Below are 11839 nucleotides of genomic sequence, written 5' to 3'. Positions count from 1 at the left end.
CGTGTAAATGTTAAATTCTAAAACGGAAATACCCACCATCCCATTAAACCACTTTTTTGTTCAATCACTATGTTTCACATAGCTTCATTAATAAAACGAAATTGCTTCAACCCGCTTCAACTTCAACCCGCTTCAACTTCAGCCTACTTCATTCAATAACCTAACGAATCCGCTTCATCCAAAATCAACCATTCTAACGCACATACTCAAATATAGCAGCTGCACCCATGCCGACACCAATACACATCGTAACCATGCCGTAACGGCTATCGGGACGTCTACCCATTTCATTAAGTAAACGCGCGGTTAACATTGCCCCTGTAGCACCTAATGGATGACCTAAAGCAATAGCGCCACCATTCACATTCGTACGTGATATATCTAGACCTACTTCTTTAATAGATGCAATCGTTTGAGAAGCAAATGCTTCGTTCAATTCGATCAAATCAATGTCTTCAACAGATAGATTGCTGAGTGACAATACTTCAGGAATCGCATATGCAGGCCCAATACCCATAATTTTCGGGTCAACGCCTACTGCCTTATAACCAACGAATCGTGCAATAGGTGTCACGCCTAGTTCTTTCACTTTATCTCCAGACATTAAAACTACAAATCCTGCACCATCAGAAAGTGGGGCAGATGTTCCCGCAGTCACAGTGCCGTCAGCTTTAAATACTGTACGTAATTTGGCTAATGCCTCCATCGTGGTGTCAGGGCGTATAAATTCATCTTGGTCAAAGATATTTGTGTGTACTTTTGGTCCTGCGTTTGTATATTCAACTGAGTTTACCCGTATTGGAATAATTTCATCTTTGAACCGACCATCACGTTGTGCGTCATAGGCACGTTGATGACTTCTGACAGCATAAGCATCTTGATCTTCGCGTGATACGTCAAATTGGGATGCTACATTTTCAGCAGTTAAACCCATAGGATATGACGCACCTATATCATCATATTGTAAGGTTGGATTGTTTGTGGGCTCGTTGCCACCCATTGGTACGGCACTCATCAATTCAACGCCACCAGCTACAAGTATATCTCCTTGACCAGCCATAATTTGATTGGCTGCAATCGCGATGGTTTGTAATCCTGATGAGCAGTAGCGATTCACTGTTTGACCCGGTACCGTGTCAGATAATCCCGCACGCAATGCAATCGTTCGTGCAATGTTTTGTCCTTGTAATCCTTCTGGAAAAGCCGTACCAACAATGACATCTTCAATCATATTCTTATTGAATTTTCCGTCAATACGTTTCAATACGCCTTGTAATACTTTGGCTGCGACATCATCAGGTCTTTCGTGGAATAATGCGCCTTGCTTTGCTTTCGCTGCGGCTGAACGCCCATAAGCTACAATGTATGCTTCTTGCATGGTTATCATCCTCTCTTAATGACTATCTTTTAATTACGTAATGGCTTACCAGTTTTTAACATATGTGCAATTCTTTCATATGATTTTTTAGATTTTAGTAAGTCAATAAAGCCAATTTTCTCCAACGATTGAATGTAACGTTGATTTATAAATGTATTTCTTGGTAAATCACCACCCGCTAAAATTGTGGCGATATTTAAGGCGATATGATAATCATGGTCGCTAATAAAATGCCCCCGTCTTTGCGCATCTAATTGTCCTTGGATCAATGCTTTGAAGTCTTCACCTAAAGCGATATATTGATGTCTAGGATTCGGAATATAGTTTGTTTCTGCTTCATATTTCGCACGTTTGAGCGCAACTTCGACACGTTGTGCTGTATTGAAAATAATCGTATCTGTATCACGTAAATAACCATAACGACGTGCCTCAAAGGCATTTGTAGAGACTTTCGCAAATGCGATATTCGTCAGTACTTTTGTCATGGAAGCTTGTTTGTCATCAAACTTATGCGATGTGCGTAATATGCGATCAGCCATTTCTGCAAGGCCACCGCCACTCGGTAATAAGCCAACGCCTGCTTCAACAAGACCTATATATGTTTCACTTGCAGCGACAACAATAGGTGAGTAAAGTACAAGCTCACAGCCACCGCCTAAGGCACGACCTTGAACAGCTGTGACTACTGGTTTCAAACTATACTTCAAACGATTAAAGCTATAATGTAATTTATCAATTGATTGTGCAACGACATCATCTACAAGACCGTCTTCATGCGCCTTTTTCATTAAGAAAAGGTTAGCACCCACACTGAAATTGTTACCATCTGCATAAATGACCATACTTGTGTAATGTTCATTTTCCAGTAAATCAATGGCATCAACTAACGCATCGTTGAATTCATCGGTAATGACATTATTTTTACTTTGTAATTTCAGTAACAGTTGATCATCATGAGTTACGGAAAGTTTGGCATCACCTTTATCCCAAAGTTCATCTTTTACGAAGTGAGAAATAGGTGTTGCATATTCAATGGTCTCATCTTGTTTATAAAAGCCACCATCTAAATCACTAATCCATTGTGGTAAGTCTCCAAGTTCGTCTTCCATACGTGTTTTAACACGTTCGTATCCCATTGCATCCCATAATTGGAATGGACCAAGTTTCCAGTTGAACCCCCAGACAAGCGCACGGTCTATGTCTCGGAAATCATCGGTAGCTTTAGGTACATTGATAGCAGAGTAATAGAAATTATTACGTAATGTCTCCCATAAAAATAGTCCCGCTTCGTCTTGCGCATTGAATATGGTATCAAGGTTATGCACTAAGTCTTTATTAAATTCATTTAAAATTGGTAATTGTGGTTGCGATACAGGTACATAATCTTGTTTTTCAACATCGTAAACAAGTCGAGCTTTAGTTTCTTTATCCTTTTTGTAAAATCCTTGTTTCGTTTTACGTCCGAGTGCGCCATTGTCAAACAACGTATTTACAATTTTGACATCATGAAAATAAGGTGTTTCTTCAGGTACTTGTTGCATGCCTTTAATTACAGACACTGCAATATCTAAACCGACTAGGTCAGATAGCGCATATGTACCTGTTTTAGGACGACCAATCGCTTGCCCAGTTAAAGCATCCACATCTACAATGCTTATCTTGTGTTGCTCGGCGCGATACATAATATCATTCATTGTTTGCGTGCCGACTCTATTTGCGACAAAGCCAGGCACATCATTGACGACAATGACACCTTTACCTAACACATTTTGCGCGAAATTTTTTACATCTAATATAATAGATTCCTTCGTGTGTGACGTAGGTATTAACTCCACTAATTTCATAATACGTGGTGGGTTAAAGAAATGTAGACCAAAGAATCGTTCTTGATCCTTCTCGTTAAATGCTTGAGCAATCGCATTAATTGGAATACCTGATGTATTTGTAGCGAATAAAGCATCTTCTTTAGCATGTTGTAGAACTTGTTGCCAAACAGCATGCTTAATTTCAATATCTTCTTTGACTGCTTCGATATATAAATCAGCATCATCATTTACCAAGTCATCATCAAAATTACCATATGTTAAATGACTCGCTAGATTTAAGTCGAATAGTAGCGGCCGTTTCTTATCTGTAATTTTATCGTAAGATTTTTTCGCAATGAGATTTGGATCGTTTTTGTCCACTACAATATCTAATAGTTTTACTTTAAGTCCAGCATTCACAAAAAGTGCTGCCAGTTGAGCGCCCATTGTGCCTGCGCCAAGAACGGTTACTTTATTAATTGTCATAGTGATTCCTCCAATTTAGTTGAGGATAAGATAACCATTAAGATAATTGGAATAACGTTGCTATTTTATAAAATTGATTGAGTATCTTTGACAGTCATCTTAGCCTCTTATTTAAGGAAAAAGCTTTATGCTTAAAATAAGTCTTTTTTTAGTGATATTACTGCATCTCATATAATTCTTTGCTATTTATACGAAAGCAGAATCTCCAGTCAAAGCGCGTCCAATTACTAAGGCATTAATTTCATGTGTACCTTCGTACGTGTAAATCGCTTCTGCATCAGAGAAGAAACGTGCAATATCATAATCGTCAGCTAGTATGCCATTACCACCTGTAATACCACGGCCCATAGCTACTGTCTCACGCAAACGTAAGGCATTCATCATCTTCGCCGTTGAAGTTGCAACCTCGTCATATTCACCATGTGCTTGCATATTAGCTAATTGAGCACATGTTGCCATTGCTTGAGCTAAATTACCTTGCATCATTGCTAGCTTTTCTTGTATTAACTGATATTTACTAATTGGTTTGCCGAATTGCTTACGCTCAGTGACATAATCTAATGTGGCACGTAAAGCGCCAGCCATACCACCTGTAGCCATATAAGCAACGCCTGCTCTCGTTGAATAAAGAATTTTGGCAATATCTTTAAAGCTTGTTATGTTTTGTAAGCGATCCGCTTCATCTACTTTGACATTAGTTAATTTAATTAGGGCGTTAGGAACAATGCGAAGTGCGATTTTATTATCAATGACTTCAATATCGACGCCATCTTGTTCTGGTCTGACTACAAAGCAATGGGGTTTGCCAGTTTCTTTATTTACTGCGAATACTGGAATGACATCAGATACATGTGCACCACCAATCCATTTCTTTTCACCATTGATAACCCAAGTATCGCCTTGGCGTTCAGCGACTGTTTCAAGACCTCCCGCAACGTCCGAACCGTGTTCTGGTTCAGTTAAAGCAAAGCATGTACGCAGTTCATGTGACTGTAATTTAGGTACATATTTCGCAATTTGTTCTTTGCTACCTCCGAAATAGAAAGTGTTATGCCCTAAACCTTGGTGAACACCGAGTAGGGTAGCTAAGGAAATATCAAATCGCGCGAGTAGGTAAGACATGAAAAACTGAAATAGTTGACTAGGCATTTTGGCGTTTGGACGATCCTTGTAAAGTAATGGATTGTTAAAATAATTTAATTCTCCAAGATCTTTAAAATAGTCCTCGGGTACAGTAGCGTCTATCCAATGTTGATTAATATTTTCACGGTACTTACTTTCTAGCAATGAATCTACTTGTTGTAAAAATTCGACTTCACCGTCTGTTAAACCTTTAGCAATACTAAGTACATCTTCAGGAAATAATGTTTTTAAGACCGTTTCTTTTTCAAATGTCATATAAATTCCTCCTAAAAATAATATGAATACTAATGTGAAATGCATTTAATTCAAAAACAACACGCTTTATTTGTAAACGCTTACACTAAATGTCAAAAATTTTTATCACCTTTAAAGTGTTTGTGAGACTTTGTCATTCATCATTTGTCGAATCGCAAGTTTATCTGGTTTCTGCGTACTGTTTAACGGCATATGTGTCACTGGTACATACATTCTTGGGACTTTATAACCTGCTAAACGACTTCGCATATGTTGATCTAAAATTTCAGCGTAATGAGGTTCATCTTCGCGAAGTATAATGGCTGCAGCAATTGATTCACCATATTTTGGATGATCATAGCCAACGACCACACACCGGTCTACTAGTGGATGCTCAGCTAAAGCATTTTCGACTTCGGATGGTAAGACATTTTCGCCACCAGTTATGATTAATTCTTTTTTGCGGTCAATAATAAATATATCGCCATCGTCGTCCATCTTCGCTAAGTCACCAGTTAATAAATAACGACCATGAAATGCTTTGGCAGTCTCTGCTGGTTTATTCCAATATCCTGGCGTGACATTTTTAGCCTTAATTGCAAGTTCGCCAATCTCACCAGTAGGTACTTCCTCACCGTTATCATCAAGGATACGTGCATCAACGAACATGACTGCTTTACCAATACTCATTGGCTTACGTTTTGAATTTTCCGGTGTATTAACAAGTACAAGAGGTGCTTCAGTTAAACCATAGCCGTTAATAATGTTTATGCCATATTGTTTAAAAGCTGCTTGGATACTTGGTAATGGTTGTGAACCACCTTGGATGATATAATCCATAGCTTTAAAATTTTTAGGATTAAAATTACTAGCACGTAGCGTACTATAATACATTGTCGGAATCATGATAATAAATGTAGGGTGATATTGTGCAATCATGTCATTCAATTCTTCGCCGTTAAAGTAACGTTGAAGAATAAGTGTGCCACCTGACATTAATACTGGTAATACAGTATCGTTAAACCCTAAAACATGGAACATTGGTGTTGATACAATCGTAATATAGTTTGAATTGAACTTATACGTCAGCTCTAAGTTTGCGCCGTTATGAACAAATGATTCATATGAGAACATCACACCTTTAGGTGATCCGGTTGTACCACTTGTATAAATTAATGCTGCAAGATCTTGTGGTTCAACAGGTGTTGCTTGAAAAGGTTGGTGATAATCTGGATTTACGATTTCATCATATTGCGCTACATCAATATCCATATGCAATAAGTTTTGGTCAATATCGGTGAGTGAACTTAAATGTTTTTCAGCATAGAAGAGCAGTTTTAATTGTGCATCTTCCACAATGGCTGCAATTTCTTTTGGGTTAAGCCGCCAATTCAATGGTAAAAAAACCGCACCTGTTTTAAAACAAGCAAATAATAAATCTAATATTGCAATATCATTTGGCGCAAAAATACCGATAACATCGCCTTTTTTAACACCTTGAGATGTTAAATAATGTGCCATATTATCAGCACGTGCATTGAGTTGTTGGTATGTCCAAGATGTTTGTTTTGCGTGATCAATAACGGCAGGCTTGTCATCATCGAAGTCTGAACGCGTTTTTATCCAATCGAAATTCATTAGTATACCCCCTTTAGCTTCACTTTCATACTTTATGAATTGATTGTTTAAGTTGTCCCCATTTTTCTTTGTAAATGCTGGTATCAATTAATTTTAAATGATCAGCAATAATTGGTTTAAAAGCCATTTGATTCAAAATATCTTTATGCAAATCAAGACCTGGTGCAATTTCAATTAGTTTCAAGCCTTGATTGGTGAGTTCGAATACTGCACGATCAGTAACAAAATAGACTTCTTGCTCGAGTGATTGTGAATATTGTGCATTAAAGTCGATATGGCTCACATCTGATACAAATTTCTGGTTTTGTCCTTCAGTTTCAATGTTTAATCGTTGATTATGGCATGAGACATGACTGCCAGCTACAAAAGTACCTGAAAAGATAATTTTATTTACAGATTGCGTAATGTCTATAAAGCCACCACATCCATTTAGTCGGTCATTGAAGTAAGACACGTTGACATTGCCGTATTGATCAACCTCAGCAAAGCTAAGATAGGCAACTGATACACCATTGTTATAAATAAAATCCCATGCTCGATCATGAGGCATGCGCACATCTGCATTGTAATTCATACCAAAATGTTCACGACTCCCAACGAATCCACCGAAAATGCCAACATCTAGAATCGGTTGCACATCATGTTCAACACATTCTTCGTGCAATAAATTAGAGAGTTCATTATTGATGCCATAACCGATGCTAATTGTATCGCCATAAGTTAAAAACTGAGCAGCACGTCGGAGAATCAATTTGCGACTATTAAAAGGTAATGCGGGTTCAGGTATTCCATCAATTCGTTCTTCTCCAGACAAGGCTGGTAAATAATGACTCTGAATTACTTGGCGGTGATTCTTTTCATCTTCTGTGACGTATACATAATCGACAAGATTTCCTGGGATAACAACTTCATTCGGTTTTAGTTGATAGTCGTCAACTAAAGCTTTAACTTGTACAATAACTTTCCCATGATTGGCTTTCGTGTTTAATGCGACATGATAACACTCGCTCAAGTACGCTTCTTGAGTTAAATAAATGTTACCTTGTTGATCTGCGTATGTTCCTCTCAGTAGTGCCACATCAACGCTAGGGAATGTGTAATGTAAGTATGTTTCATCGTTGATGGTTACTAATGAAACTAAATCATCCGTTGTTCGTGTATTTACTTTACCGCCACCGTATCTAGGATCAACAGCTGTGTTTAATCCGATTTTAGTAATAACTCCAGGTAATAATTGATTACTCTGACGATAATGAGTTGCAATGATACCTTGTGGTAAAAAATAAGCTTCAATGTCATTATTTTTCATTGCTTGTGCCGTTTTGGAAGAAGCCGTTAAAATACTCATAATGACACGTTTAATCATGCGACGTTCTATAAAATCATCTAAATCCGGTGCGGCACCTAAACTATGGATATCATTCGCTAATATAAACGTTAAATCATTGGGCGTATGATATGTGTCATGTTGCGCTAACACAGCACGTAGAACTTCGGCGGGTAAGTTGGCTACAGCTAATGCTGGTAAACCAATCACATCACCATCTTTAATGATATGTTGTAAGTCGTGCCATGTGATTTGTTTCAAGCAAGTCACCTCCATCACATTTGATAAAATATAGCGTTTTTACACTTTGTGTAAACCCTTACAAGAAATATAACATAACGACGTTTAAAATCAATTAGAAATATCTTTTTATTCTGATAATAGACACAGTATAGACACATTTTGATGGTCGATAACAATTGTAATATCAAGGGTTTGTAATGAATTGAATATCATTAAAATACTTATATAAAAATATTGTTCGGAATATAAAAAGTTAAATAGGTTTTGATTTTTAAATATGAAATACAAAGTGCCCAATCGAACAAAGTATTTATATTAAAATATGGAAAATCCATCAATATTAAATTAAAATAGTTTTATTATGAAAAGTGAAAGTAGGTAAGTCTATGGAAGGTCTTAATCATCGAAGAAATACAGAAAAAGAAGAGACAACACAAACGCAATCAGTTGCACCTAATACAGGTGAAGAGGGGATGTCATCAGCAAGTACACAATCAACTAAGACGTCCGACATACATAATGAATCTATCGATAAACAAATGGAAGCCAAAGCGCATGAAACAGCGCAAAATACAGATTTAAAAAACGAAGCAAGAAGTTTATTTGATAATGCAACCAAATCAATCGGTAGACTAGCGGGCAATGATGAAAGCTTAAATCTTAATTTAAAAGATATGTTTTCTGAAGTATTTAAGCCGCATACTAAAAACGAAGCAGATGAAATATTTATAGCGGGTACTGCTAAAACTACGCCAGCAATTTGTGACATATCAGAAGAATGGGGGAAGCCATGGCTCTTTTCTCGAGTATTCATCGCTTTCACAGTAACATTTATTGGATTATGGGTCATGGCAGCAATTTTTAATAACACTAACGCGATTCCGGGGCTCATTTTTATAGGGGCTTTAACAGTACCATTATCGGGTTTGTTCTTCTTTTATGAATCAAATGCGTTTAAAAATATTAGCATTTTTGAAGTTATTATCATGTTCTTTATTGGCGGCGTATTTTCATTACTAAGTACGATGGTATTATATAGATTTGTCGTTTTTAGTGATCAATTCGAAAGGTTTGGTTCTTTAACATTTTTCGATGCATTTTTAGTAGGATTAGTTGAAGAAACTGGAAAAGCACTCATTATTGTTTATTTCGTCAATAAATTGAAAACTAATAAGATTTTGAATGGATTATTAATCGGTGCTGCTATTGGTGCAGGGTTCGCAGTTTTTGAATCAGCAGGTTATATTTTGAATTTCGCTTTAGGAGAAAATGTCCCATTATTAGATATTGTCTTCACACGTGCGTGGACTGCGATTGGTGGTCATTTAGTTTGGTCAGCGATTGTTGGTGCTGCAATAGTTATTGCGAAAGAACAGCATGGCTTTGAATTCAAAGATATTTTTGATAAACGCTTTTTAATATTCTTTTTATCAGCCGTTGGTTTACATGGCATTTGGGATACATCATTAACGATTCTTGGCAGTGATACGTTGAAAATATTTATTTTAATCGTTATTGTGTGGATACTTGTATTCATTTTAATGGGGGCAGGTTTAAAACAAGTGAATTTACTGCAGAAAGAATTTAAAGAACAACAGAAAAAAGTAGACGAATAATAATTAAAGCTTATGTTGCTCATATGTTTGTGACATAAGCTATTTTTATAATTTGTCTTTAAAAGAGTGGAATAGGAATACTTTTCGGAGTTAAAAAAGTGTTTCACGTTAAACAAATAGTGACAATTAGATTTATATAAAATGAACATGATTCACTGAAAGTATGTAATAATCATTTTATTGAAATTCATCAAACAGAAATTAATACAATCATATAAGCAAATTAAACCACGCCATAATCATATTGGATGACTTCGGCGTGGTTTTTATAGTTGAAGCAGGGCTGAGACATAAATCAATGTCCCACACTCCCTTATCGTTCAATCGTTGTTCGATAATCGATTAAATAGATACCTTCAGGTGTTACTTTATAATTTTTAACCTTAGAGTTAGCAGCGACTATTTGATCGTTGTAAGCAATATAACTGTTTGGTACATCTCGACTTGATAATTTAATAATATCATTAGAAATATTGTGACGTTCCTTAACATCTACAGTATGATTCAATTGATTAATTAAATCATCGACGTTGCTATTATTGTAGTCTCCTTTATTAATAGCACCATCTTTTTTATATGCTTGATTAAAGAAATAACCTGTATCTCCACGAGGAATTGTTCCGAAACTATACATCGTTGCATCCCATGCAGAACGGTCTTTTAAGTAACCTTCTATGTCATCAACACTTTTAATGTCGATTTCAATATTTGCTTTTTTAGCATCTGATTGTAATACTTGCGCAATTTTCGATAGCTCTGGACGACCGTCATACGTAATTAACTTAATTTTTAAAGGGTGTTCTTTTGTATAACCATCTTTAGCTAATAACATTTTTGCTTGTTCGATATTTTGTTTGGTTAACTTAGGTTCTTTAATATATGGAATTTTATCATTAAATGGACTCGTTGCAGGTTTCGCATAACCTTGATAAATATGATCTGCAATACCTTGTCTATCAATGATATGATCTAATGCTTCACGAACGGATTTAGTCATTTTTTTATTAGTATGATTATACATAAGTAAAGAAGTTCTAAATCCAGATTCTTTTGACACTTTTAAATTTTGATTATTTTCTATGTCTTGAACTTTATTAACTGGGACATCAGTTATTAAATCATCTTTTTGAGATTCTAAATTTCTGACGCGATTATTGCCGTCTTCTTGGTACGTCACAGTAATATGATCAAGTTTCGGTTTACCTTGCCAATAGTCCTTAAAATTCGACAATGATATTTTTCGAGATTGCTTATAATCTTTTATTTGGTAAGGGCCTGTACCAACAGGAGTTTGATTAACATCTGATTTAGCATCTGTATCATAAATTGCCATAAAAGGATTAGCTAATTCAGATACAAGTTCAGGGTAAGCGGAGTTGGTTTTAATTGTCAGTTTTTGACCTTTAGCGGTAATTGATGATATTGGTAATGAATATTTGACCAAGTCGCTTTTTTTCATGCTATTTTCAAGGCTAGATTTCACTTTTTCTGCAGTCAATTTTTGACCGTTTTGAAATTTAATATTATCTTTTAATTCTATATCTAACGTTGTATCATTTGGTTGATGATACGATTTCACTAATGCTTTTTCTATTTTTCCTTGATCATTTGTTTTAAATAATGATTCTGCAGCACCAATCTTAACTGGTACATCTGTTTCATAAGGTGCAATAGACTTTGTTTTTAACGGTAACGAAATATTTAAGTCTTTGCCAGATGAATGCATTGAGCCACATCCTGATAACACTAATACTGCTGAAAATATAGTTGCTAGTCTTTTAAACTTCATTTCATTAACACTCTCTTTCTAATTACTATGTAAAACCCAACAATTAATATTTTAAAACTTTATTTTGTTAAAGTAAAATGTTGTTCAAGTTTAGTAATTATTAAAGTTCAATTAATTGTAGTAATTATGCTTTTTAAAAATAAATATTAGAAATGAAGTTAGCGACATTTATAGTGATTC

7 protein-coding genes are annotated in these 11839 nt (G+C 35.8%); 1 reads left to right on the top strand and 6 read right to left on the bottom strand.

What is annotated here, in order from left to right; genetic code table 11:
* Positions 1–193: 193 nt before the first annotated feature.
* The 5 genes from IDG64_RS02955 to fadX form a co-directional block, all read right to left on the bottom strand.
* Positions 194–1378: a thiolase family protein gene (locus tag IDG64_RS02955; protein WP_001154619.1), complete on the bottom strand. Its 1185-nt coding sequence runs from the start codon at positions 1376–1378 to the stop codon at positions 194–196.
* 29 nt (positions 1379–1407) lie between these two features.
* Positions 1408–3669 carry a 3-hydroxyacyl-CoA dehydrogenase/crotonase FadB gene (fadB, locus tag IDG64_RS02950; RefSeq protein WP_000154516.1) on the bottom strand — a complete coding sequence of 754 codons (2262 nt, stop codon included), beginning with the start codon at positions 3667–3669 and terminating at the stop codon, positions 1408–1410.
* A 186-nt stretch (positions 3670–3855) separates the two neighbouring features.
* The gene (gene fadE, locus IDG64_RS02945; RefSeq protein ID WP_000142189.1) at positions 3856–5067 is read right to left on the bottom strand and encodes an acyl-CoA dehydrogenase FadE; all 1212 of its coding nucleotides are present in this window, start codon (positions 5065–5067) and stop codon (positions 3856–3858) included.
* 111 nt (positions 5068–5178) lie between these two features.
* Positions 5179–6684 carry a long-chain-fatty-acid--CoA ligase FadD gene (gene fadD, locus IDG64_RS02940; protein WP_001008403.1) on the bottom strand — a complete coding sequence of 502 codons (1506 nt, stop codon included), beginning with the start codon at positions 6682–6684 and terminating at the stop codon, positions 5179–5181.
* A 25-nt stretch (positions 6685–6709) separates the two neighbouring features.
* A complete protein-coding gene (gene fadX, locus IDG64_RS02935) occupies positions 6710–8272 on the bottom strand; it encodes a fatty acid degradation protein FadX (RefSeq protein WP_000810042.1) in 1563 nt (520 codons plus the stop codon).
* Positions 8273–8727: 455 nt separating this feature from the next.
* Here fadX and IDG64_RS02930 point away from each other — a divergent pair, with 455 nt between their 5' ends.
* A complete protein-coding gene (locus tag IDG64_RS02930; protein ID WP_001801269.1) occupies positions 8728–9870 on the top strand; it encodes a PrsW family intramembrane metalloprotease in 1143 nt (380 codons plus the stop codon).
* Positions 9871–10183: 313 nt separating this feature from the next.
* Here the strand turns inward: IDG64_RS02930 and nikA are convergent, their stop codons facing one another.
* Positions 10184–11659: a nickel ABC transporter substrate-binding protein gene (gene nikA / locus IDG64_RS02925; protein WP_000669653.1), complete on the bottom strand. Its 1476-nt coding sequence runs from the start codon at positions 11657–11659 to the stop codon at positions 10184–10186.
* Positions 11660–11839 lie beyond the last annotated feature (180 nt).

Source organism: Staphylococcus sp. EG-SA-15 (genome assembly GCF_017151895.1).
Taxonomy (GTDB): domain Bacteria; phylum Bacillota; class Bacilli; order Staphylococcales; family Staphylococcaceae; genus Staphylococcus; species Staphylococcus aureus.
Note: the sequence above shows the minus strand (reverse complement) of the source record. Positions and strands in the feature narration are given on the sequence as shown.